Raw genomic sequence first — 23,441 nt, 5'->3', positions numbered from 1 at the left:
GAGCGCCTGCCTTCCGGCTTAGCCGAGGGGTCTTTGACAACACAACCGAAACCGGACGCCAGCAGCCCGGCGGGAGCGGTCAGTCGCCCTCGAACTCCATCAGCGCGGAAACGGTGATGCCCGCATGCCGCAGCCGCTCGGCCCCGCCGAGGTCGGGAAGGTCAATCACGAACAGCGCGTGGCTCACCACCGCCCCGGCCTTTCGCAACAGCTCGGCCGAGGCGAGCGCGGTGCCGCCGGTGGCGATCAGGTCGTCGACGATCACGACCTGCTGCCCGGGCTCGATCGCCCCCGGGTCCATCTCGAGCCGGTCGGTGCCGTATTCGAGCGCGTAGTCGATGCCGATGGTGTCGATCGGGAGCTTGCCGGGCTTGCGCACGGGCACGAAGCCGACGCCGAGCTGCACCGCGACCGCCGCGCCGAAGATGAAGCCGCGCGCCTCCATCCCGGCGATCTTGTGCGCCCCCGCCGCATCGGCCGCCGCCGCGAGGTGGTGGACGCTCGCTGCCATGCCCTGATGGTGGCCGATCAGCGTGGTGATGTCGCGGAACTGGATGCCCGGATGCGGGAAGTCCGGCACGGTGCGCACGAGCGCCTTGAGCTCTTCAGGAGAGAGATGCGGTGCAGTCATGTCGGCGTGGCCCCTTTCGGCACCCTCAAAGCAGAGCGCCCCGCCATCCGCAAGGGATGACGGGGCGCCGTGTGCGTTCGCTTTGCGAAAGGCTTACTTCTTCTTCGGCTTCACGCCGGCCCAGATCTGCTTGTAGCTGAGGAAGGCCAGCGTGGTCGCGAACAGCAGGAACCCGAGCACGAACCAGCCGGTCTGGCGCCGCTCGACGAGCTTGGGCTCGGCGGTCCAGGTCAGGAAGGCCGCGACGTCCTTGGCCATGTCCTTGGTCGTGTTGGGCGACCCGTCGGCGTAGGTCACCTGACCGTCGCTCAGCGGCGCGGGCATGGCGATGTTCACGTTGGGGAAGTGCTTGTTGAAGTAGAGGCCGTCGGGCACTTCGAAGCCGACCTTGGCGGCCTTCGCCGGATCGGGCTCGCCATAGCCGAGCATCAGGTCGTAGACGTAGTTCGACCCGTCGTGGCGCGCCTTGGTGATCAGCGAAAGATCGGGCGGATGGCCCTGACCGGCGTAATAGACCGGCGGGAAGTAGTCGGTCGGCTTGCCGGGTGCCTCGGCCATTTCGCCGGTGGTCGGATCCTTGAACGGAATGGTCCAGCTTGCCGCTTCGGCCTGCACTTCGGCTTCGGTGTAGCCGAGCTGCTTGAGGTCACGGAAGGCGACATACTTGAGGCTATGGCACGCCTTGCAGACTTCCTTGTAGACCTGATAGCCGCGCTGCAGCTGGGCCATGTCCCACTTGCCGAAGGCGCCGTCGAAGGCGAAGCCGCCCTCGGGGCCGTGGCCGTGCTCGTAGAACGCGGCCGAGGGCTGCTGTTCGGGCGCCGGGTCAAAGGCGTAGGAGTAGGCACCGGGCAGGAGCGACCACAGCAGCAGCACCGCGGTGATGGCGAGGCCTGCGATGATGCCTCCGAGACGAATAGTCATGACCGAACTCTTTCCTGGTTATCGGTTCAGATTGCTTGAGCGCTGCGGGCGGCCGATCACTCGGCCGGTTGCAGCGAGCCTTCGGGCGCGGTTCCGGTGTCGCCACCGCCCACCGAACCGGCGCGCGGCGCTTCCGCAGCCTTGTCCTTGCCGAGCACCGCTTCGGTGATCGAGAAGGGCAGCGGCTTGGGCACTTCGATCTGGCTGATGATCGGCAGGATCACCAGGAAGTGCAGGAAGTAGTACGCCGTCGCGATCTGGCTGATCAGCACGTAGGGCTGCTCGGCCGGGGCACCGCCGCAGTAGAACAGCACCGCCATCGCCGGGATCAGACCGAACCAGAAGAACTTGCGGAACAGCGGGCGGTAGTGGCCCGAGCGCACCGGGCTCTTGTCGAGCCAGGGCAGGATGAACCACAGCAGGATCGAACCGAACATCGCGATCACGCCCAGAAGCTTCGCCGGGATCAGGGTGATGCCGGTGAAGGGGATGGTGAGATCGCCGGTGAAGGCGCGCAGGATCGCGTAGAACGGCCAGAAGTACCATTCGGGCACGATGTGCGCCGGGGTCGAGAGCGGGTTCGCCTCGATGTAGTTGTCCGGGTGACCCAGCACGTTCGGGGCGAAGAACACCAGCGAGGTGAACAGGATCAGCACCACGCCGAGGCCGAAGCCGTCCTTGGCGGTGTAGTAGGGGTGGAACGGCACGGTGTCCGATTCCTGCTTCACTTCCACGCCGGTCGGGTTCGACGAGCCGGGGATGTGCAGCGCCCAGATGTGCAGGATCACGACGCCCGCGATCACGAAGGGCAGCAGGAAGTGCAGCGAGAAGAAGCGGTTCAGCGCGGCGTTGTCCGGCGCGTAACCGCCCAGGATCCAGACCTGGATCGGCTCGCCGATCAGCGGGATCGCGCCGAACAGGCCGGTGATCACCTGCGCGCCCCAGAAGCTCATCTGGCCCCACGGCAGCACGTAGCCCATGAAGGCGGTCGCCATCATCAGCAGGAAGATCACCACGCCCAGCAGCCAGATCATCTCGCGCGGGGCCTTGTAGGACGAGTAGAAGAACCCGCGGAAGATGTGCATGTAGATGACGATGAAGAAGAAGCTCGCCCCGTTGGCGTGGGCGTAGCGCAGCATCCAGCCATAGTTCACGTCGCGCATGATGTGCTCGACCGTGGCGAAGGCGACGAGGCCGTTGGCCGCGTAGTGCATCGCCAGAACGACGCCGGTGACGATCTGGACCACCAGGAAGAAGCCGGCGAGCACGCCGAAGTTCCACATGTAGTTGAGGTTGCGCGGCACCGGATAACCGGCACCCACCGCGTTGTAGACCAGACGCGGAAGCGGGAGCTTCTCGTCAAGCCACTTGGTGAGTGCGGTCTGCGGTTCGTATTGCTTGGCCCAGGCGAAACTCATGGCGTTCTCTCGGCTTGATCGGTGGGAAAAGGGTCGATTGTCTTGTGCGGTGAGATACGAAAGCTCAGCCGACGCGGATGACGGTGTCGGAGGTGAACTCGTAGTCGGGCACCATCAGGTTCTTCGGCGCCGGGCCTTTGCGGATGCGCGCGGCCGTATCGTAGTGCGAGCCGTGGCAGGGGCAGAAATAGCCGCCGAAATCGCCGCGGCTCTCGCCTTCGGCCGCGCCCAGCGGCACGCAGCCGAGGTGGGTGCAGACGCCCATGGTGACCAGCAGGTCGGGGTGGCCTTCCTTGGTGCGCTCGGCGAGGGTCTGGGGGTCACGCAGACTGCCGACGTCGACCTTGTTCGCTTCGTCGATCTCGGCCTTGGTCAGGCGGCGGACGAACAGCGGCTGCTTGCGGAACACCGCCTTGATCGCCTGACCTTCGGCAATCGCGCTGACATCGACATCGGTCGTGCTCGCGGCGAGCACGTCCTGCGACGGGGCCATCTGGCTGATCAGAGGGATCAGGACCGAGGCCCCGCCCACGCCCGCGGTGCCGAGCGCGGCGATGTGGATCCAGTCGCGGCGACGCACGCCCTCTTCGGCGGCGGAGACTTCGGTGGTAGCGGCCGTGTCAGTAGCCATTTCGTCTTACCCTGCTCGTTTTGCCGCGCCGGAATGAGCCTGCGCGGCGTGGTTTTGCATTGCGGGGCTTGCAGCCCCTGAGCCGATCCGTCGATTGGTCCCTGCCTCAGGCCCGAATGCCGCTTGTGGCGGACCCGGCCTGAAACTTGGGCGGGGCAATTAACGGCAATCCTGCGAGATTCCAACCGTGTTTTAGTCAAGCCGCGTTCGCAGCCATGCAAGGCCCGTTCAAGGCAGCGCGATCATGCTGATCTGCCGACCATAATTGGCCTCGCCCGCTTGCGTGGAGCGTCTGTGCGAATGGTAACGCGCGACGTGTGAGAATGTATCCCGGCCCGTATCCGCAATTCTGCTGAGACCCGCGTCGGCGAGCCGCGCCATGATGAAACCGGGCAGATCGAAGTGCCAGCGCGCCGCGCCCGCGCGCTCGGGAGCGGGGGCGAAGAAGCGTTCCGCATCGGCAGGGAAGCGCTCGCGGAAGGGCGCGTCGACCTCGTAGCTGGCCTGCGCGATCGTCGGCCCGAGCACGGCGGCGATGTTGGCGCGGGTCGCGCCCAAGCCTTCCATCGCGGCGACGGTGTTTTCGAGCACGCCGTCCACCGCCCCGCGCCATCCGGCATGGGCCGCGCCGATCACGCCCGCCTCGCGGTCGGCGAAGAGGATCGGGCCACAGTCCGCGGTAACGATCCCGAGCACGATCCCCGGAGTCGCGGTGACGACCGCGTCGGCGACCGGGCGGCCCTCGGCGCTATCGTCCCAGCCTGCCTCTGCCGTCACCACATCGGGCGAATGCACCTGATGCGGCGCGGCTAGGATGCCGCCGGGCAGGATCGCTTCCGCCGCCGCCGCCCTCAGCGCGCGCACCGCGACCCCGTCGCCCGGACCGCCGAAGCCGAACTGGTCGCCCCCGCCGTTACTCCCGAAGAAGCCGTGCGGCCCGCCCGCCAGCAGCGGGTGCGTCTCGACCTGAAAGCCCACTCGCCTCAGCCTTCCAGCGAGCGGCTGACCTGCTCGAAGGTGTCGCGCGAGAGGTTGCCGCTGGCGAGAATCCGCTCGAGCTCGGCCTTCATCAGCGCCGCCCGGCCCGGCTCGATCCGCCGCCACCGCCCGAGCGCGGGGACGAACTTCGCCGCGGTCTGGTGGTTGATCGGGTCGAGCGCGAGGATCACGTCGGCGACCATGCGGTAACCCTCGCCGTCGGCCTTGTGGAAACCCTTGGGATTGCCCGCGAAGGCCATGTGCAGCGAGCGCACGCGGTTGGGGTTCTTCATGGTGAAATCGGGGTGCTCGGCGAGCTTGCGGACATGGGCGATCACCTCGGTGTGAAGCGACAAAGCCTGCAAGGTAAACCACTTGTCGACCACCAGCGCATTGTCCTTGTAGCGCTCGTAGAAGGCCGCCAGCCGCGTTTCGCGTGCCGGGGTGTCGAGCCCACAGAGCACCATCAGCGCGCCCTGCCGGTCGGTCATGTTGTCGGCCGCATCGAACTGCGCTGCGGCAAGCTCGGCCGCCTTGGCGGGGTCGGCAGCCGCGATCAGGGCGAGCGCGGTGGTCTTGACCTTGCGCGCCCCGCGCCCTGCCGGATCGTCGAGCGCGACGCCCGAGGCCCGCGCATGCAGCGCCTGCAATTCACCCGCGAGCGCAGTGCCGATCGCGGCCTTCAGCCCCTCGCGCGCGGCGTGGATCGCGCCCGGATCGGCCTTGCGCGTCCCGGTCGCCATCGCCTCGAACAGGTAGGTCTCGGACGGCAGCACCAGCAATTCGCCGCGCATCGCGTCTTCGAGCGCATTGTCCGCAAGGCTCGAACGGAACGCGCCGATGATCGCCGCCTCGCCCGCCGCCTGCTCGTCCGCCGACAGCGCGCCGCTGGCGGTGCCGACGAGATGCCCGACCGCGAGCTCCTGCAAGGCTTCCGAGCGGGCGAAGGGGTCATCGTCATGCGCGGCGAGGAACACGAGGTCCTCGCGGGCCAATGCGCGTTCGATCACGATGGGAGCGGTAAAGCCGCGGTTGATCGAGACCACAGGGTCAGCCCCCGCGAGCGGCAGGTCGAAGGTCTGCTCCTCGCCTTCCAGCACCACCAGCTGCTCCGCACCCAGCGCGCCGCTACGCGAATGCACCGCCACCTTCAGCGGGATCGGCATGGGCAGCTTGTCGGGCTGGCCGGGGGTGACGGGCACGGTCTGCTTCAAAGTGAGCTTCAGGGTATCACCCTCGACCGCCTGCGACACCGCGACGCGCGGCGTGCCCGCCTGCGAATACCAGCGGCGGAATTGCGTGAGGTCGATCCCCGCCCCGTCCTCGATCGCCTTGACGAAATCCTCGCAGGTCGCCGCTTCGCCGTCATGGCGGTCGAAATAGAGATCGCACCCGGCGCGGAAGCGGGCCTCGCCCACCATCGAGCGCATCATGCGGATCACTTCCGCGCCCTTGTTATAGACGGTCGCGGTGTAGAAGTTGCTGATCTCGCGGTAGGAATCGGGCCGGATCGGGTGGGCGAGCGGCCCCGCATCCTCGGGGAACTGCGCGGCGCGCAGGATGCGTACATCCTCGATCCGCTTGACCGCCTCGCCCCGCATGTCCTGGCTGAACAGCTGGTCGCGCAGCACGGTGAAGCCCTCCTTCAAGGAGAGCTGGAACCAGTCGCGGCAGGTCACGCGGTTACCCGACCAGTTGTGGAAATATTCGTGCGCGATCACGCCCTCGACCGCGTCGAAATCGGCGTCGGTCGCGGTGTCCGGGTCGGCCAGCACATACTTCGTGTTGAAGACGTTGAGCCCCTTGTTCTCCATCGCCCCCATGTTGAAATCGCTGACCGCAACGATGTTGTAGAGATCGAGATCATATTCGCGGCCGAACACGTCCTCGTCCCACTTCATCGAGCGGTGGAGCGATTCCAGCGCGTGGTCGGTGCGTTCGAGGTCTTCCTTGCGCACCCAGACATTGCATTCGACCACGCGGCCCGAGCGGGTGGTAAAGGGCTTCGAATTCGCCACCAGATCGCCCGCGACCAGCGCGAAGAGGTAGGAGGGCTTGGGCCAGGGATCGTGCCATTCGGCCCAGTGGGTGCCGTCGGCGTTCTCGCCCGCTGCGACGCGGTTGCCGTTGCACAGCAGGATCGGGAAGGCGGCCTTGTCCCCCTCCATCCTGACGGCATAGGTCGAGAGCACGTCGGGCCGGTCGGGGAAGAAGGTGATGCGGCGGAACCCTTCCGATTCGCACTGGGTGCACAGCATGCCGTTGGAGGCGTAGAGGCCCATCAGCTGGGTGTTGGCGGAAGGATCGATCTGCGTGACGACCTCGACCGTGTGCTTGGCGCCCGGCAGGGTGACGATCAGATCGGGCCCGTCCATCCGCCAATCGGCGGGCGCGCCGTCGACGGTGACGCTTTCGGCGGTCAGGCTGTCGCCGTCGAGGCGCAGCTCGGGCGAGGCGTCGGCGGCGGGGTTGCGCTCGACCGTCAGGGTCGCGGTGACGCGGGTCGCTTCCAGCCCCAGCTTGAAATCGAGCTGCGTCGCCGGCACCAGCCATGCGAAAGGCCGATAGTCCTCGCGCCGGATCACAGGGGGCTCGTGCGGGGTGGGAGCGGCATCCGCGATCTCGGGGTTGCCGTCGGGGGTGGTGGGGGTTGTTGCGATATCCATGCGGCCCGATTTAGGTTGTATTGGGCGCGGGGCCAATCATTAGGTTGCAGGCATGGGACGATTGCTGATCTTCGGCCTCGGCTACACCGCCGGGCGGATTGCCACCGCGATGCAGGCGCAGGGCTGGCAGGTGCGCGCGACGGGGAGCGCGGGCGACATCGCCTTCGCCGACCGCGATGCGGTGCTGGCAGCGCTGGGCGAGGCGACGCACATCCTCTCGTCGGTTCCGCCGGACAGGGCCACGGGCGGCGATCCGGTGCTCGATGCCTATGGCGAGGCGTTACGGGGCAAGTCGTTGTTCTACCTCTCCTCGACCGGCGTCTACGGTGACCGCGCGGGGGCGTGGGTGGATGAACATACGCCGACTATCGCCCAGAGCGGGGAAGGCCGCCGCAATGCGCGGGCGGAGGCCGATCTCGCATGGTTTACCATGGGCGCGCGGGTGTTCCGTCTGCCGGGGATCTACGGGCCGGGGCGCTCGGCGCTGGACCGGGTGCGGGAGGGCAAAGCGCGGCGGATCGACCTTCCGGGGCAGGTCTTCAGCCGCGTCCATGTCGATGACATCGTCAGCGGGGTCGTTGCTGCGCTGACGCAGGATGCACCGCCGGGAGCCTACAACCTTGGCGACGACCTCCCGTGCAGCGGCAACGTGGTCACCGAACACGCCTGCCGCCTGCTCGGCCTGCCGCTGCCGCCGCTGGAGAGGCTGGGGGATGCCAACCTCTCCGAAATGGCGCGCGGGTTCTACATGGAGAACCGCCGCGTCGCCAACGGCAAGGCGAAGCGCGTGCTGGGGTGGTCGCCGCGCTATCCGACCTATGTCGAGGGGTTAGAGTCCTTGTTTGCGCCTCAAGCGCCGGCGGGCGCGTCCGCGCCCTTGGCTTCCGCGCCATAAGGCGCGACGGGCAGTCGCCCTTGCTGCCCGGCGGGCCGGATCGGCGCGCTACTTCGCCTGTTTGGAGCGCAAAGCCAGCCCCATCCCCGCCAGCGCCAGCGCCATCCCGCAAGCCGACAGCGCATCCCACACGAAGCCCTCGAACAGGGTCGACAGCAGCATCGCCACGCACACCGTGACGATCGCATTATAGGCCGTGCGCCCCGCCCCGATCTCGCGCACCAGATTGTAGTGCAGCGGGAAGGTCACCACCGAGCCCACAATGGCGAGATAGGCCGTCCCCGCCCAGAACTGCCACGCACCCGGCACCTGCGGCGGCCCCTCGGTGGCGAGGGCATAGACGAAGTCGAAGGCCACGCCGTAGACCATCGCCCACGCCAGAAAGCTCACCATCGGCACCCCGCGCCCGGTGGGGTTGGCCTGCACCACATTGGCGATCGAGGCGGCGAGCATCCCGCCCACCGCCAGGACGATCCCGAGCCCGACATTCCCGCCAAGCGGCGCCGCGTTCCATTCGTGCACCAGCAGCAGCGCCACCCCGGCGATGGCGACAAGGCTCCCACCGATGAAGCCGCCCTGCGCCCGCTCGCCGATGAACACCCGCGCGAAGATCGCGTTGGGCACCATCAGCAGCGCGAACATCACCGCGACAATGCCCGAGGTAATGTGCGCCTCGGCGTGGTAGACGAAGAGGAAGTTGCCGCTGAACTGTGCGATCCCGACGCCCAATGCCAGCCGGTGCTCGGCCCGGTTGAGCTTCAGCCGGTTGCCCATCGCCAGCGCCAGCGCGAACAGCGCCGGGGTCGCCAGCATGAAGCGGTAGAACACGCCCCATGCGGCGGGCACGCCCGCGATCTGCCCGGTGATGACGAACCAGGTCGAGCCCCAGATCGTCCCCGTCAGCATGAAGGGAACGAGCACGCGGGGGGTGAGCATGGTGGGCGCCCCGCCGCCGCTCATAGGGCGGCAATCGCCTTGCCGAGCGCCTGCGCATCCTCGGGACGGGTGTTCCACGCGGTGACGAAACGGGCGGAGTCCGCGCCCCAGTCGTAGAAGGCGAAGTCCTGCGCCCGCAAAGCCTCGCGCTCGGCGGGGGTCAGGCGCACGAACAGCTCGTTGGCCTCGACCGGATGGAGCAGCCGGTCGGCGCAGCCCGCGGCCACCTCCTGCGCGGCGGCATTGGCGTGCGCGGCGTTGGCAAGCCACAGGTCATCCTCCAGCATCGCGAGGATCTGCGCCGCGAGATAGCGCCCCTTGCATTGCAGGTGCCCGGCGCGCTTGCGGCGGTAGCGCACTTCCATCGCGCGCTCGGGATCGAACAGCACGACGGCTTCGGCCCCCATCCCGCCGTTCTTGATGAAACCGAAAGCGAGGCTGTCGACCGGGCCTGCCGCCGCCCGCGCGGCCTCCTCAGCCGAACCGCCGAGGAAGGCCGCGGCATTGGCAAAGCGCGCGCCGTCCATGTGGAGCCCGAGGCGGCGCTCTTTCGCAAAGGCCCCCAGCGCCGCGAGTTCGGCGGGGGTGTAGCTGCGGCCGTATTCGCTGGCCTGCGTGATCGCGATGGCGTGGGGCTGCACCTGATGGACGTCGTTGCGGATCGGATCGATCAGCGCGGCGATATCGGCAGGCGTCAGCTTCGCGCCCTCGCCCTCGGCCAGCATCAGCTTCGCGCCGTGGAGGAAGAAGCCCGGCGCGCCGCCCTCGTCGACCTCGATATGCGCCTCGCGGTGGCACACGACCCCGCCGTGGGGCTGCACCAGCGTGCCCAGCGCAAGGCAGTTCGCCGCCGTCCCCGTCGCCACCCACAGCGCGGCGCACTCGCGCCCGAACAGCGCGGTGAAGCGCGCGTCGAGCTCGGCCGAGAGGCTGTCCCCGTCGTACGGGTTGTCCGGCTGGTCGGCAGCGCGCATCGCCTCCCACAGCCGGGGGTGGACGGCGGCGGCATTGTCGGACAGGAAGGGCTTGGCGAGGGTCATGGGATTTCGCCCATACCCGCACATTCGGGCGTGACAAGCGGGAGGAGCCACCGATGCACGAAGAAAGCGCAAAGCCGACAATCACGCACCACGTGCAGGGCGCGGGCGGGCGCTATGTCGCCGCGCTCGCGGGCGAGGTCGAGCAGGGCTATCTCGAATGGGAGCCGGGCGGCGAGAAGGGCGGCCGCGAAGTGCGCATCGCCGCGCACACCATCGTGCCGCGCGCGATCGGCGGGCGCGGGGTGGCGGGCGCGCTGGTCGAGCGACTGGTCGAGGATGCCGGGCGGCAGGGCTTCCTGATCCGCCCCGACTGCTCTTACGTGGCGCGCAAGTTTGCCGAGAACTCCGACTGGGCGCCACTCAGGGCCTGAGGCGCAGGCGGCGCATCGAGCCGCGAGTAATCGGTTCCCGCGATAGTCTCGAGCACCGCCGCGCGCAAGGCTTTCGCCTCCGCGATCGGCACGCCGCGCATCGCGAAACTGCCCCCGGCGAGCCCGAGGTGGACCGTCGCATAGCCCCTCAGCCGCGCGATCGGCCCCTGCGCGATCTCGACCGAGTGGAGCTTCAGCCGCGTGGCGATCTCCTGCTTGGGCGAGAGGAACCCGTGGCTGGCGTAGACCTGCTTGTCGTCGATCGCATGGCGGCGGAACTCCCAGGCATAGAGGTTCGCCCCCACCGCGAGCACCGCGAGGCCGAGCGGAATCAGGACAAGGCCAGCGGGCGCGAAGATCGCGGTCGGGATGGCGGCCGCTACACAGATCGCCGCGTCGCGCAGCGCGAGGTCGGTGCGGTGGCGGGCGCTCGCGCGGTGCCACGCGGTCGCCTCGCCCGGCAGGCGGAAGCCTGACGACGCGACGATCGGCGCGATCTCCGCCATCTTGGCGAAGGGGGCGACCACGTGGCTCTGCTCCTTGTCGTCCTGCGCGAGGCTGACGAAGCTCAGCGAATGCCAGCCGAAGCGGTAGCGCAGCAGGCCAGTGCCGATCACCAGCCCCTGCACGCGGTGCGCGGGCATCACGACATCGGTACGGGTAAACAGCCCGCGCTGGCGCCGGAACCCGCGGGCCGAGCGGGTGAGGGTGAAGCCCCAATCGCGAAGGAAGGTGCGCACCACGCCCGTGACCGAGCCGACGATCAGCAAGCCGATGAGCCCGACAACTGCCCCGATCGCCTGCGCCACCGGGCCGAGCGTCGCCACGGTGCTGCCCTGCTCCTTCAGCCAGCCGTACCACAGGTCGACATCCCAGACGTCGATCGAGGTGACATTGTCGACATACTGGAGCGCGCCGCCCAGCACCGCGAAGACCGCGAGCGAGAATTCGAACAGGCCGAACGTCAGCAGCCGCCCCGGGCCCATCGCGAACAGCACTTGCCCTGTCTCCGGGCCCGCCTCGGCAGGCGCGGGCGTGGCGGGGGCATCGGGATCGGCGGCCAGCGCGGCGGCGGCCTCCTCGTCGCGCCGCTCGCGCACCAGCTGGCGCAGGCGCTCGCCCTCTGCGGCGGTGAGGTAGGTGAGCGCGAGGTCGTCCGCCCCGCCCGCCCCGGTCTCGAATTTGACCGCCACCAGCCCGAGCAGGCGCGGCAGCAGCTTGGCCTCGAGGCTGACGTCCTGGATGCGCTCATAGGGCACCGAGCGCGCTGCGCGGCTGAAGATGCCGCTCTCGACCCGGATGTCGGTTTCTCCGGTGGTGTAGGTGGTGCGCCGCCAGCCGACGTAGCTCGTCACCACGCCGATCGTCACCGCCGCCAGCCCGACGCCGAGCGCAACGAGGAACCGCCCGCCCCCGCCGACGCCCGAAAAGGCGATGGCGACCGCAGGCAGGATCGCGTTTTGGATGCTGCCCAGCGCGCCGATGACGACGCCGAGCGGCGCGGTGCGGCGGGTCTCGCTCATGCAGCGGCCCTCACATGGTCTCGCGGCGGATATGCGCCCGGATATCCTCGCGCATTTCGCGCGCCAGCTCCTCGCCCAGCCCCGGCAGCGCAACGCTGGCATTGTGGTTGCCCGCGGTGTGAAGCGTCAGCGTGGCGATCCCGAAGAACCGGTCGATCGGGCCCTGCGCCACGTCGATATGCTGCACCCGGCCGAAAGGCACCACAGTGTCCGAACGGAACATCAGCCCGCGCACCACCCGCAGCCGGTCGGCGCTGATCTGGTAGCCGCGCGCGTTGTAGCGGGTCATCGGAATGCGGATGATCAGTGCCAGCGCAATCAGCAGCACGGGCCCTGCGATGATGCCGCTCGGGAACAGCCCCTCGCCCTTGAAGGCGCCCTCCAGCACCAGCGCGCCGACGAGGAAGGGGATCGACGACAGCGTCGTATGCACGCGCAGGGCATGGGAATAGTTGGGGTGGAGCTTGGTCAGCTCACCATCATCATCGAGCGGCTGGGGCAGGGGCGTCTGGTCCATGGTGCCTTATCTGCGCAATACAGCCGCCGCGCGCAAGCCGCTAATCGCACGCCCCCTAGCGCATTTATGAGGGCGACGGTCGGGACGCGCGCCCCTAGAACCGCCGGAAAATCCACTCCGGGAGAGACCACGCCATGATCACCCTGCATTCCAGCCTCGGCCCCAACCCCCGCCTGGTGCGGATGTTCATGGTCGAGAAGGGGCTCGAGGAAGGCCGCGATTTCGCGCGGGTGCATTACGACATCATCACCGGCCAGAACCGGCAGGATGCGGGCTATATGGCGAGGAACCCGCAGGGCACCACGCCGACGCTCGAGCTGGAGGACGGCACCTGCCTCACCGAAAGCTGGCCGATCTGCGAATATGTCGAGGAGCTGCATCCCACCCCCAACCTGTTCGGCGAGACCCCGGTGGAGCGCGCCACGGTGCGCAAGTGGGCGCGGCTGTTCGATCAGGAAGTCGTGGTTCCCATGACGATGGGCTTCCGTGCAGGCGCGGGCCGCCCGATGTTCGAGCCGCGCATGAGCGTGGTTTCGGTGGGCGCGGGCGCGGAGCTTTCGGCGATGGCCGACGAGAAGTGGCGGCTGTTCGACAGCTATCTCGGCGAGAAGGACAACATCGCCTTGGGCCGCTTCACCTTTGCCGATCTGCTGATCTTCGCCTTCGCCAATTTCGGCTTCACCGTGGGCTGGAAGATCCCGGAGGGTGCCGACAACCTCGCGCGCTTCGTCGCCACCCACAACCAGCGGCCGTGTGCCGCGATCTGGAGCCAAGCCGAATAATGCCCGACCTCAAGGGCAAGGTCGCCATCGTCACCGGCTGCGCCTCGGGGATCGGCGCGGCGACGGTACGGCGGCTGCGGGCGGACGGGGTGGAGGTGCTCGGCACCGATGTCGATGCGGCGCGCGGGCAGGCGCTGTGCGACGCGGCGGGCGCACGCTTTGCGGTGCAGAACGTGTCGGACCGCGCTTTGTGGCCGCAGATCGTCGCCGAGGCGGTGGCGGCCTTCGGGCGGCTCGACATTCTGGTGAACAATGCCGGGATGGTCTCGGGCGCAGGGATCGGCGACCATGACGATGCCGCAATGTTCGCCGCGTGGGACAAGGTGCTCGCCGTCAACCTCACCGGCACGATGGCCGGATGCCGCGCCGCCATCGCCGCGATGCGCGACAATCCCGGCGGCGCGAAAGGGGCAATCGTCAACATTGCCTCCACCACCGCGATCACCCCGCTGCCCACCGATGTCGGCTATTCGGCGAGCAAGGCGGCGGTGCGGGCATTGAGTAAATCCGTGGCGACATGGTGCGCGCAGGCGGGGCTCAACATCCGCTGCAACACGGTGATCCCGGGCGCGACCCACACCGGCATTCTCGACGCGACCGAAGCGCAGATGCCGGGCTTTCTCGCGATGGTGGCAAAGACCTCGCCGCTCAACCGCCTCGCCGATCCGTCGGAGACCGCCGCCGCGATCGCTTTCCTCGCCAGCGACGAATGCCCCTTCATGACGGGGGCCGACATGCTGGTCGACGGCGGCGCGCTGGCGATCCACCCCGGGTTCTAGCCCCCGCGCATCTTCTCCAGATAGCCGCTCGGCCCCATTTGCGCGGCGGTCCACGCGAAGATCGCCATCGAGGTTACGCCTGCCGCAAGGCACACCGCGAACACCGCGATGGCAAGCGCCGCCGGGCCCTGCGTCGGGGTCAGCGCATCGCTCAGCGCGCCGGTCACGGCGAGGCCCAGCGCCTGCCCGATGAGGTTGTTGAAGAACAGCGCGATGGCGACCGCAAAGCCGCGGCTCGCCGGTTCGACCGCGGCCTGGATGCCCGACATGATCCCCGCCTGCGAAGCGACATAGATTGCATATGCGAAGCCGAACCACAGGAGGAAGGTGGTGAAGTCGCCCGAGGTCAGGCTCAGCGCCAGCGGCACCACCGCGCCGAGGCTCGTCACTCCAGGCAGCCACGCGCGCCAGCGCTCGTCGCGAAGGCACAGCCAGTGGGTGACATAGCCGCCGAGGATCGGCCCCGGGATGCCGCCGAGGAAGAAGGTGAGGCCGAGATAGAGACCCACGTCCCCGGTCGAGATGGCGAATTCGCGCAGCATGATCGGCGCCATCCAGAAGGCAAGCGCGTAGCCGATCATGATCTGCACCGCCCAGCCCAGCGCCAGCCCCATGAAGACGCGGTTGGTGACAAGGCTGCGGATCGTCTCCCCAAGCGGGCGCTGGGTCATGTCGGTGCCTGTTGGCGCATAACGCCCGCGCACCGGTTCGCACATCGTCAGAAAGATGATCGCGCCCAGCGCCACGCCCGGCAGGCCCATCAGCACGAAGGCCCAGCGCCAGTCGAACGCCTCGGCGAGCTGCCCGCCGATCAGCAGGCCCCCGGCGGTGCCCATGCTCGCCCCGATGGTGAGGAAGCCCATCGCCTTGGCGAGCTCGGCGCGGGTGAAATAGTCGGCGACGAGGCTTTGGCTGGAAGGCCCCGAACAGCCCTCGCCCACGCCGACGCCGGTGCGCGCGAGGAACAGCGTCCAGAACCCCGTCGCCATGCCGCAGGCCGCGGTCATCAGGCTCCAGAAACTGATCGCGGCGGCGACGATGTTCTTGCGGGTCGAGCGGTCGGCGAGGCGTGCGGCGGGGAAGCCCGCCAGCACGTAGATCACCGAGAAGGCCGCCCCTCCGAGCAGGCCGAGCTCGGTGTCGGACAGGCCGAATTCGGCCTTGATGTCCTGCACCAGGATCGAGAACACCAGCCGGTCGGCGACGCTGAACGCACTGGTCAGCGTCAGCAGGCCGAGCACATACCAACGGTATGCGCCGGGTTTGCGATCCTCAGTGATGGGGTCTCGCCCACAGGCCGTTGTCGACCGGGATCGTCAACCCGTTGAGGAAGCGCGCCTCGTCCGAGGCGAGGAACAGCACGCAGCCCGCCACGTCCTTGGGGTGGCCGAGCGCATCCATCGGCAGCGGGCCTTCGGGAATCTCCATCGGCGTCTGTCCGCCGCGGCCCGAGATGCCCATAACCATCGGCGTCTCGATCCCGCCCGGCGCGAGCGCGTTGACGCGGATGCCGTAGCCCTTGTCCTGAAAGTCGATCGCGAGGCTGCGGGTCATCCCCGCGATCCCCGCCTTGCACGCGGCATAGGCCGGGATGTTGCCATATCCCATCAACGCCGCGGTCGAGGCCATGTTGACGATCGACGAGCCGCCCCCGCCGACCTGCTGGTGGCGATGCTTCATCAGCGGCACGGCATATTTGCACCCGAGGAAGGTGCCGACCACGTGGATGTCGAGATGCAGCCGGAAATGGGCGAGGCTGCAATCCTCGATGCTCTCGAAGATCACGTTGCCGGCATTGTTGACGAGGATGTCGAGCCCGCCGTGGCGTTCCTCGACCGCGCGCATCACCTCGATCCACTGCTCTTCGCTGGTGACGTCGAGCGCCATCGCATCGCCGCCGATGGAGTCGGCGACCTTGTGGGCGAGTTCGGCATCGCGGTCGGTGACGATCACCTTGGCGCCCTCGCGCGCCAGCGCCTCGCAATCGGCCTTGCCCAGCCCCATTGCCCCGCCTGTCACGAGCGCAACCTTGCCCGCTACCCGTCCCGCCATCTGCCTTCTCCCAAAGCGTTTCTTATGTGGTGCCAGCCTATCGGGCGCGTGGGGCCCCGCCACTGTCGAAAGCGCGAGGGCGCAGCGGCGGGCGCGGGAGGGGCGGATTGACGTTACGGAATCGTGCTTTGGCACAGGCCTGTTGCGTTTTTGTCGCAGTTTGGCGGGCGCACTATCGCTTTTGCTGATGGCGCGGATGACGCCGCGCCATACACCTCTCACCCATACCGAAAGGCACGAGGAGAGACGTGCCCTGGGGTTGGGGAATAACTGGGTGCGCGGGCAAGCCGCGGCCTGATGGGGAGAGAGGACCATGAAGACTTTTCGTGCCCGAGTTGCATCCGGCGTCGGCCTTCGCCGTGCCCTTCTGTGCGGGGCCGCGCTGAGCGGGCTTGCCGCGATGCCCAGCGCCGCCTTCGCCCAGGACGCGCAGGAGAGCGCCGAGGCGGAGGACGACGTTCCGGTGATCGTCGTTCAGGCCCGCCGCCAGAACGAAACCCTCCAGGAAGTCCCCGTCACCGTCACCGCGATCGGCGGCGAGACGCTCGAGCGCTACTCGATCGACCAGGTCGCCGACTTCACCAGCCGCGTGCCGACCCTCAACGTGCAGGTCGGCGGCTCGGGCTCGGGCGGCCAGCTCTCGCTTCGCGGCGTCGGCTCGTCGAACATCTCGGCAGCCTTCGATTCGGCGGTCGCCTTCGAATATGACGGCGTCGTGGTCTCGACCATGCGCATGGTGCAGGCCGGCTTCTTCGACGTCGAGCAGGTCGACGTGCTGCGCGGGCCGCAGTCGCTGTTCTTCGGCAAGTCGGCGACCGCCGGCGTGCTCTCGCTGCGTTCGGCCAACCCGACCTCGACCTGGGAATTCGGCGCCCGCGGCTCCTATGAGTTCGAAGAGAAGGGCTACCTCGTCTCGGGCTATATCTCGGGCCCGATCACCGACACGCTGGGCATCCGCGTCGCCGCGCAGTTCAACGACATCGACGAATTCCAGCTGCTTCAGGCGAACACACCGGCGGTCAACCAGAAGCGCGGCCTCACCGACTTCATCGGCCGCGTGACGCTCGACTGGAACCCGACCGACACCTTCCGCGCCAACCTCAAGGTGCAATACACCAAGAACGAGAACGACGGCGCGATCGGCACCGCGGAAATCTTCTGCGGCGCCAATGGCACGCCCGATCCCGTCGTGCTGCTGGGCGGCGCGGTCTCGATCCCGGCGGGCTATGACTGCAACGTCTTCGACCAGCGCTACTACCTCAGCGATGCCGCCGTGCCGCTGGCACCGGGCGTGCCGACGCCCTCGAAGGCGGCGGGCCGGGGCGGCGTGCCTTTCGGCGAGACCGAAATCTGGTTCGGGCGCCTGCAGTTCGACCTCGACCTCAGCGAGACACTGACCCTGACCTCGGTCACGGGCCTGCTCAACATGGATGCGGTCGACTTCGACTGCTACGCCTATGGCGGCTTCCTGACCGGCCCCGGCGGCGTGCGCCTGCCCGGCGCTGCGGGCTGTTCGGACCCGCGCAACGCGCTCGAGCAGTACAGCCAGGAACTGCGTCTCGCCTCGGACTTCGACGGGCCGATCAACTTCATGCTCGGTGCGTTCTACGAAGACCGCACCTTCATCTTCGACACCGCCCAGCAGGGGGTGAACATCTCGTTCCTCGGGCCTGACCCGGTGACCGGCTTCACCTATGACTGGGACAAGACCCACACCACCAAGACCGAAGCCCTGTCGTTCTTCGGCAGCCTGAGCTGGAACATCACCGAAGCGCTCGAACTGTCCGGCGGGGTGCGCTGGACCGACGAGCGCAAGGTCCAGACCATCGCGGTGCCCTACCTGCACACCTTCCTGCAGGGGCCGGGCTTCGTGCGTCCGGGCTTCTTCTCGGGCCCGATCAACTTCGCCGACGACAACTTCTCGCCCGAAGTCACCCTGCGCTACAAGGCGAGCGAGGACATCAACATCTTCGCCTCGTTCAAGACCGGCTTCAAGTCGGGCGGGATCGACAACTCGGCGCTGCCCTCCAACAGCCTCAGCCAGGCGGCGCTGTCGGGTGACTTCAGCGCGCTGATCTTCCAGTCGGAAAAGGCCAAGGGCGGGGAAGTCGGGATCAAGTCGCAGTGGGCCGACCGCGACGTGACCCTGAACCTCACCGGCTACTACTACGTGTTCGAGGATCTGCAGGTGCAGAACTTCAACGCGGTGACCATCCAGTTCGTCACTAGCAACGCGGGCGAGCTGACCACCAAGGGGGTCGATCTGGAAGCCGGCTGGCGCACCCCGGTCGAAGGGCTCAACCTCTCGGCGAACCTGTCCTACCTCGATGCGCAATACACCGCGCAGTTCCTGCAGCCGGGCGGCCAGGGCGGGGTGATCGACCTCAACGGGCGGCGCGGCAGCCAGGCGCCCGAGTGGGCCGGCAACATCGCCGCCGACTGGACGGTGCCGCTCGGCGACAGCCTCGAGCTGTTCCTGTCGGGCAACGCCGCCTACAATGACGGCTACATCACCGACGAGACCACGCTCAACGACTATGTCCAGCCGAGCTTCTGGCTGTTCGACGCCAACATCTCGATCGGCCATCCGGACGGCAAGTGGAAGCTCTCGCTGGTGGGGCAGAACCTCACCGACAAGATCTTCGTCATCACCAGCGGCGGGCGTCCGTTCCTGCCCGGCGGGCTCGATGCCCAGGGCCGCCCGCGCGGCGACGATCTGGTGCTGACCCAGAACCGGGGCCGTCAGATCTTCGCGGAAGTCAGCTTCAAGTTCTGATCCGCATCAAAGCAGGGGGACGGAGGGCGGGCCAGCGATGGCCCGCCCTCTTTCGTTTGCGGCCCTCTCCCAAAAGTGAGCATTGCTCCGCCGGGCACAGCGGAGGATGCTCGCCGGCAAGAACATCACCGGGAGGAACGGCAATGTCACGCGAAACGCTGGTCGAAATGACCCGCAATCTGGTCGCCCACGGCGCGGCCGACACGATGGAGTATGCCGACGAGGTCGTGCGCATTCCGGCGAGCGCCTATACCGACCCGGATGTGTTCGAGACCGAGAAGAAGCAGATCTTCCGCCGCCTGCCGCTGATGGTCGCGCCCTCGTGCGAGCTTCCCAATCCGGGCGATTTCAAGGCGATGGACATCTGCGGCGTGCCGCTGCTCTTGAGCCGCCAGAAGGACGGCAGCATGGGCGCCTTCCTCAACATGTGCACCCACCGCGGCAACCCGTTGGCGAGCGGCTGCGGCAATGCCAGCCGCTTCACCTGCGGCTATCACGGCTGGACCTTCAAGGCGGACGGCGACCTGATCGGCGTGGCTGATGCCAAGGACTTCGGCAAGATCGACAAGAGCCAGCATTGCCTCACCAAGTTCCCGGTCTACGAGAATGCCGGCCTGATCTGGGTGACGCTCGATCCCCATTCCAAGCTCTCGATCGCCGATTACCTGTGCGGCTATGACGAACTGCTGAAGGCCTTCGAATTCGAGGGCTGGACGCTGTTCTCGCAGCGCACGCTGGCGGGGCCGAACTGGAAGACGGCGTACGACGGCTATCTCGATTTCTACCACCTGCCGGTGCTCCACAAGGACACCTTCGGCGCCGATTTCTACAACCGCGCCAACTACTTCGCCTTCGGCCCCCACCAGCGCCTCTCGACCCCGTCGAAGTTTGCGATCAAGGTGCAGGGCGACGACGACCAGGCACTCGATCTGGAAGCGATGAGCGACGACGAGCTGCCGCAGGAAGTGCTGGTGCAGGGCGTGTGGACGATCTTCCCGCACATTTCGATCGCCAGCTTCTACGGCGGCGGCCAGCGCGGGGCGATGATCAGCCAGCTCTTCCCGGGCGACGCGGTGGGCGAGAGCTACACCACCCAGTTCTACGTCATGGAAAACCAGCCCGAGACCCCCGAGCAGGTCCAGGCCGCCCACGACCAGTTCAACTTCCTCGAGATCGTGGTGCGCGACGAGGATTACGCGACGGGCAAGCGCCAGCAGCAGGCCCTCGCGTCAGGACTGATGAAGGAAGTGCTGTTCGGCAAGAACGAGAAAGGCGGACAGGTCTTCCACCAGTGGGTGGAGCGGCTGGTCAACGCCAGCGACGATGATCTGGTGCAGATCTTCGCGCAGGAACAGCGGCAGGCGGCGGAGTAGGTCGCTTTCCCACCCCCAACCCCTCCCGCAAGCGGGAGGGGGGTTGATCGCGCAGCCCAGTCCCCCTCCCGCTTGCGGGAGGGGTTAGGGGTGGGCCTGTAAACTCACCCGAACGCGGGCCGATAATTGCTCTCGCCCCAGTCCTGCGCCTTGGTCCACTCGCCCATCGTCTGAAGCTTGCCTTCGAGTTCGGGGAAGCGCTCGTAGACGTGGTCCATGTCGACCGCGAAGGGCCGCGTGGGCGCGTTGTTGTTGTATTCGTAGAAGTCCTCGATCCCCTTGGCGAATTCGGCGCGCATAGCCTCGGGCATCGAGTCCCCCGCCGCCTCGACGAGGTAGCGGCCGAACTCGGCGGGGGAGCAGGGATCGTATTTGATCTCCTTGCCGAGGGCTTCGGAGAGGCACTGGGTCACCTGCTTGCCGACCAGCCGCTCGGGTCCGCCGATGTTGAGCCAGGCGCCCTCCATGTCGGGCCGCTCGAGGCTCGCGAGCATGAACCGCGCGACGTCGTCGAGGCTGATCCAGTTGGCTTCGAGCGCGGGGTTGTGCGGATACACATAGCGCCCCTCGTTGACGATGAAGGGCCGCGCCCAGTTGGTCAGCAGATTGTCCATGAACAGCACCGAGCCGAACACCGTCCCCGGCGCGCCCGAGCGCCACAGCGCGTTAATGCCCGCGGTGTTGCCGGCATAGGTGAAGGCGTCGCCCGGCTTGTCGGGAATCCAGCTCGAGGTGTTCCACACCACCCGCTTGACCCCCAGATGCGCGGCGACCTTGCCGACTTCGCCGACCAGATAGGCGCGGTCGGCGCGGGCCTGGAGGGGGTGGGTGTAGAAGATGTAGTCGCTGCCTTCGAGCGCGGCGGCGAAGGTGGAGGTGTCGTAGAGGTCCATCGGGCGCACCTCGACCCGCTCCACCCCCTCGACCGGCGCGCCCTCCAGCGCATCGGGGCGGCGCGAGATCGCGCGCACGTCGTAGCCCGCAGCCAGCGCCTGGCGCACCTGTGCAAGCCCCTGCCGCCCGCTCGCGCCGATAACCGTGATCAGTGCCATTGGTCTCTCTCCTTCTTGTTCTTGTGGGGCGAGACTAGGAAGGCCCCCGCAACGCTGCACCGCGCCAAAGTGATAGCCGGGGCGCGCGCGGCCCTAGCGAAAAGGCGAGGTTGCCGTAGCGGTGCGGCGGTCTGACAAGCCCCGCATGGACAACCGCATCTGGCGCATCGCGCGCCGCCCCGAGGGCACCGATTTCGCCGCCGCGCTGGAACTGGTGGAGGAGGACTTCGCCCCGCTCGAAGACGGCCAGATCCGCATCCGCAACACCCATCTGTCGATGGACGCCGGCACCCGGATGTGGCTGTCGGACCGCGAGGACGGCTACCAGCCGCCGCTCCCGGTCGGCGGGCCGATGACGGGGCTGGTGCTGGGCGAGGTGATCGAGAGCCGCGCCGAGGGTTTTGGCATCGGCGATCTCGTCCGCGCCTTCGGGCAATGGGCCGAGGTCAGCACGGTCGATGCGGTGATGTCAGGCGCGATCCTGCTCGATCCCACCGTCGCCGACCGGCGCGCATGGTTCGGGCCGCTGGGGATGAACGGGTGGACCGCGCTGTGGGGCGTCGAGCGCACCGGCGCGGCGAAGCCCGGCGAGCGGGTGCTGGTCTCGGCCGCGGCGGGGGCGACGGGGATCCTCGCGGTGCAGATCGCCAAGCTGCTGGGCTGCGAGGCGTGGGGCATCGCGGGGGGTGCGGCGAAATGCGCTTACCTCACCGGGGAGCTAGGGATCGCCGGAACCGCTGATTACAAATCAGGTGCCCTTGCCGAACAGCTCGACGCAGCGGGCGGCTTCGACGTCTATTTCGACAATGTCGGCGGCCCGCTGCTGGATCAGGTGCTCACCCGCATGAACCACTATGGCCGCATCGCGGTGTGCGGATTGCTCGCCGACTACACCGCAGGCACCCGCACCGCCCCGCGCGAATTCGATCAGGTCCTTATGCGGCGCCTCAGGATCGAGGGCTTCTTCTCGCCCGATTTCATGCACGAGGGCCCCGCCCTCACCCGCCGCCTGCGGGAATGGACCGAAAGCGGCGAACTGGTGATGCCCTATGACGTCACCACCGGCCTCGAAAACACCCTCACCGCCTATGCCAAACTCTTCACCGGGGCCAATATCGGCAAGGTGATCGTGGAGCTCGAACCATGACCGGCACACTGGAAGACCGCGAGGCGATCCGCGACATCCTCGCCGCCTATGCCCACGCCATCGACCGGCGGCGCTGGGGGATGATGGAGCGCCTATTCCACACCGACGCCACCTTCCGCTTCGGCGCGATCGAGGGCGACTGGCGCGCTTTCGTGGAGCAGGCGCGCGCCGTGATCGACCCCTGCCTTGCGACCCAGCACCAGCTCGGCCAGACGATCTTCGGGTTCGAGGACAGCGAGGTGTGCCACACCGAAACCTACATGACCGCGATGCACACCATCCCCCCCGGCTACCCGCTGGCAGCGGTGTTTCCGGACAAGGGGGTGATCTACTCCGCGATCGTCGCGGGGCGTTATGTCGACCGGTTCGAGAAGCGGGGCGGAGAATGGCGCCTCGCCCAGCGCACCGGGCTTTACGACTGGCGCGAGTTCCGGGTGGTGGTGGGCGTCGACCTCTCCGATACGCCCGAGGGCGCGGCAGGCTACCACGACGAGCGCGATCCTTCGACGGCGGCGGTGAAGGCGTGGCTCGGCTAGCCTCGCTTGAAGGCAAACACGCCGGACATCGTCGCCACCTGCTCCTCTCCGCGCCAGATGCCGCCCGAGGCATAGGCGGTGCGCCCGCCCAGCCGGTCGATCCGCACGCGGGCCTCAAGCCAGTCGCCGAGCTTCGCCGCGGCGAGATAGTTGACCGTCAGCGTCACAGTCGAAGGCGCGAGGCGGGGTCGGTCGGCATCATAGACCGCATGGCTCAAAGCCACATCGGCGAAGGTCGAGATCACCCCGCCATGGGCTGCATCACGGTAGTTGATGTGGTGCGGGCAGATGAGCAGGCCCACCACCCGCACGCCGTCCACCGCAGCCCCGAGATAATAGGGTCCGCCGTGGTCGAGAAAGCCCGGGGTGAAGCCGGCGGGTTCGAAGCCTGAAGGTATCGCCATCCCCGCACCC

Annotated in this window: 22 protein-coding genes; 8 read left to right on the top strand and 14 right to left on the bottom strand. The window is 67.8% G+C overall.

The window, feature by feature from the left end:
* Positions 1 to 79: 79 nt before the first annotated feature.
* From PFX90_RS11845 to pepN, 6 genes are all read right to left on the bottom strand, one after another.
* Positions 80 to 631, bottom strand: coding sequence for an adenine phosphoribosyltransferase (locus tag PFX90_RS11845; RefSeq protein ID WP_285712675.1), 552 nt, complete (start codon positions 629 to 631; stop codon positions 80 to 82).
* Between the two features lie 93 nt (positions 632 to 724).
* Complete coding sequence (locus PFX90_RS11840; protein WP_285712674.1) at positions 725 to 1,555, bottom strand: cytochrome c1; 831 nt, start codon at positions 1,553 to 1,555, stop codon at positions 725 to 727.
* Positions 1,556 to 1,611: 56 nt separating this feature from the next.
* On the bottom strand, positions 1,612 to 2,973 hold the full coding sequence (locus PFX90_RS11835) for a cytochrome b (protein ID WP_285712673.1): 1,362 nt from the start codon (positions 2,971 to 2,973) through the stop codon (positions 1,612 to 1,614).
* Positions 2,974 to 3,037: 64 nt separating this feature from the next.
* Positions 3,038 to 3,604, bottom strand: coding sequence for a ubiquinol-cytochrome c reductase iron-sulfur subunit (gene petA / locus PFX90_RS11830; RefSeq protein WP_285712671.1), 567 nt, complete (start codon positions 3,602 to 3,604; stop codon positions 3,038 to 3,040).
* Between the two features lie 228 nt (positions 3,605 to 3,832).
* A complete protein-coding gene (pgeF, locus tag PFX90_RS11825; protein ID WP_285712670.1) occupies positions 3,833 to 4,582 on the bottom strand; it encodes a peptidoglycan editing factor PgeF in 750 nt (249 codons plus the stop codon).
* Between the two features lie 5 nt (positions 4,583 to 4,587).
* Positions 4,588 to 7,248: an aminopeptidase N gene (gene pepN, locus PFX90_RS11820; RefSeq protein WP_285712669.1), complete on the bottom strand. Its 2,661-nt coding sequence runs from the start codon at positions 7,246 to 7,248 to the stop codon at positions 4,588 to 4,590.
* A gap of 52 nt (positions 7,249 to 7,300) precedes the next feature.
* Between pepN and PFX90_RS11815 the strand changes: the two genes are divergently transcribed.
* Entirely contained in the window at positions 7,301 to 8,143 is an 843-nt protein-coding gene (locus PFX90_RS11815; protein ID WP_285712668.1) for a Rossmann-fold NAD(P)-binding domain-containing protein, read from the top strand.
* A gap of 48 nt (positions 8,144 to 8,191) precedes the next feature.
* Here the strand turns inward: PFX90_RS11815 and PFX90_RS11810 are convergent, their stop codons facing one another.
* Together PFX90_RS11810 and PFX90_RS11805 are read right to left on the bottom strand one after the other, a co-directional pair.
* On the bottom strand, positions 8,192 to 9,079 hold the full coding sequence (locus PFX90_RS11810) for a DMT family transporter (RefSeq protein WP_285712667.1): 888 nt from the start codon (positions 9,077 to 9,079) through the stop codon (positions 8,192 to 8,194).
* A 20-nt stretch (positions 9,080 to 9,099) separates the two neighbouring features.
* Positions 9,100 to 10,119 carry a threonine aldolase family protein gene (locus tag PFX90_RS11805; protein ID WP_285712666.1) on the bottom strand — a complete coding sequence of 340 codons (1,020 nt, stop codon included), beginning with the start codon at positions 10,117 to 10,119 and terminating at the stop codon, positions 9,100 to 9,102.
* A 53-nt stretch (positions 10,120 to 10,172) separates the two neighbouring features.
* On the opposite strand from PFX90_RS11805, the gene PFX90_RS11800 reads away from it, so the two are divergent.
* Positions 10,173 to 10,490: a GNAT family N-acetyltransferase gene (locus tag PFX90_RS11800; protein WP_285712665.1), complete on the top strand. Its 318-nt coding sequence runs from the start codon at positions 10,173 to 10,175 to the stop codon at positions 10,488 to 10,490.
* Here the strand turns inward: PFX90_RS11800 and PFX90_RS11795 are convergent.
* Together PFX90_RS11795 and PFX90_RS11790 are read right to left on the bottom strand one after the other, a co-directional pair.
* Entirely contained in the window at positions 10,436 to 12,013 is a 1,578-nt protein-coding gene (locus PFX90_RS11795) for a PH domain-containing protein (protein ID WP_285712664.1), read from the bottom strand. The two genes, PFX90_RS11800 and PFX90_RS11795, sit on opposite strands and share 55 nt — an antisense overlap.
* 10 nt (positions 12,014 to 12,023) lie before the next feature.
* Positions 12,024 to 12,530 carry a PH domain-containing protein gene (locus PFX90_RS11790; RefSeq protein ID WP_285712663.1) on the bottom strand — a complete coding sequence of 169 codons (507 nt, stop codon included), beginning with the start codon at positions 12,528 to 12,530 and terminating at the stop codon, positions 12,024 to 12,026.
* A gap of 134 nt (positions 12,531 to 12,664) precedes the next feature.
* Here PFX90_RS11790 and PFX90_RS11785 point away from each other — a divergent pair, with 134 nt between their 5' ends.
* Both PFX90_RS11785 and PFX90_RS11780 read left to right on the top strand, forming a co-directional pair.
* Positions 12,665 to 13,312, top strand: coding sequence for a glutathione S-transferase family protein (locus PFX90_RS11785; protein ID WP_285712662.1), 648 nt, complete (start codon positions 12,665 to 12,667; stop codon positions 13,310 to 13,312).
* Positions 13,312 to 14,091: an SDR family NAD(P)-dependent oxidoreductase gene (locus PFX90_RS11780; RefSeq protein ID WP_285712661.1), complete on the top strand. Its 780-nt coding sequence runs from the start codon at positions 13,312 to 13,314 to the stop codon at positions 14,089 to 14,091. The genes PFX90_RS11785 and PFX90_RS11780 overlap by 1 nt, the downstream gene beginning before the upstream one ends.
* On the opposite strand, the gene PFX90_RS11775 is transcribed toward PFX90_RS11780, so the two are convergent.
* Both PFX90_RS11775 and PFX90_RS11770 read right to left on the bottom strand, forming a co-directional pair.
* The gene (locus PFX90_RS11775; RefSeq protein ID WP_285712660.1) at positions 14,088 to 15,332 is read right to left on the bottom strand and encodes a spinster family MFS transporter; all 1,245 of its coding nucleotides are present in this window, start codon (positions 15,330 to 15,332) and stop codon (positions 14,088 to 14,090) included. The two genes, PFX90_RS11780 and PFX90_RS11775, sit on opposite strands and share 4 nt — an antisense overlap.
* Positions 15,333 to 15,363: 31 nt before the next feature.
* Complete coding sequence (locus PFX90_RS11770) at positions 15,364 to 16,143, bottom strand: SDR family NAD(P)-dependent oxidoreductase (protein ID WP_285712658.1); 780 nt, start codon at positions 16,141 to 16,143, stop codon at positions 15,364 to 15,366.
* Positions 16,144 to 16,543: 400 nt separating this feature from the next.
* On the opposite strand from PFX90_RS11770, the gene PFX90_RS11765 reads away from it, so the two are divergent.
* Positions 16,544 to 18,919 (top strand): TonB-dependent receptor, encoded by a 2,376-nt coding sequence (locus PFX90_RS11765; RefSeq protein WP_285712657.1) that lies wholly within the window; start codon positions 16,544 to 16,546, stop codon positions 18,917 to 18,919.
* A 143-nt stretch (positions 18,920 to 19,062) separates the two neighbouring features.
* Positions 19,063 to 20,292, top strand: a complete 1,230-nt coding sequence (locus tag PFX90_RS11760) for an aromatic ring-hydroxylating oxygenase subunit alpha (RefSeq protein WP_285712656.1) — start codon at positions 19,063 to 19,065, stop codon at positions 20,290 to 20,292.
* Positions 20,293 to 20,396: 104 nt separating this feature from the next.
* Here PFX90_RS11760 and PFX90_RS11755 read toward each other — a convergent pair whose 3' ends face one another.
* Positions 20,397 to 21,344: an SDR family oxidoreductase gene (locus PFX90_RS11755; protein ID WP_285712654.1), complete on the bottom strand. Its 948-nt coding sequence runs from the start codon at positions 21,342 to 21,344 to the stop codon at positions 20,397 to 20,399.
* Between the two features lie 145 nt (positions 21,345 to 21,489).
* Between PFX90_RS11755 and PFX90_RS11750 the strand changes: the two genes are divergently transcribed.
* Both PFX90_RS11750 and PFX90_RS11745 read left to right on the top strand, forming a co-directional pair.
* A complete protein-coding gene (locus PFX90_RS11750) occupies positions 21,490 to 22,491 on the top strand; it encodes an NADP-dependent oxidoreductase (RefSeq protein ID WP_285712653.1) in 1,002 nt (333 codons plus the stop codon).
* Positions 22,488 to 23,027 carry a nuclear transport factor 2 family protein gene (locus tag PFX90_RS11745; protein WP_285712652.1) on the top strand — a complete coding sequence of 180 codons (540 nt, stop codon included), beginning with the start codon at positions 22,488 to 22,490 and terminating at the stop codon, positions 23,025 to 23,027. The genes PFX90_RS11750 and PFX90_RS11745 overlap by 4 nt, the downstream gene beginning before the upstream one ends.
* Here PFX90_RS11745 and PFX90_RS11740 read toward each other — a convergent pair.
* On the bottom strand, positions 23,024 to 23,431 hold the full coding sequence (locus tag PFX90_RS11740; protein WP_285712651.1) for a PaaI family thioesterase: 408 nt from the start codon (positions 23,429 to 23,431) through the stop codon (positions 23,024 to 23,026). The genes PFX90_RS11745 and PFX90_RS11740 overlap by 4 nt on opposite strands.
* Between the last annotated feature and the right edge of the window lie 10 nt (positions 23,432 to 23,441).

The sequence above is a fragment of the Erythrobacter oryzae genome (assembly GCF_030271515.1).
Taxonomy (GTDB): domain Bacteria; phylum Pseudomonadota; class Alphaproteobacteria; order Sphingomonadales; family Sphingomonadaceae; genus Erythrobacter; species Erythrobacter oryzae.
Note: the sequence above shows the minus strand (reverse complement) of the source record. Positions and strands in the feature narration are given on the sequence as shown.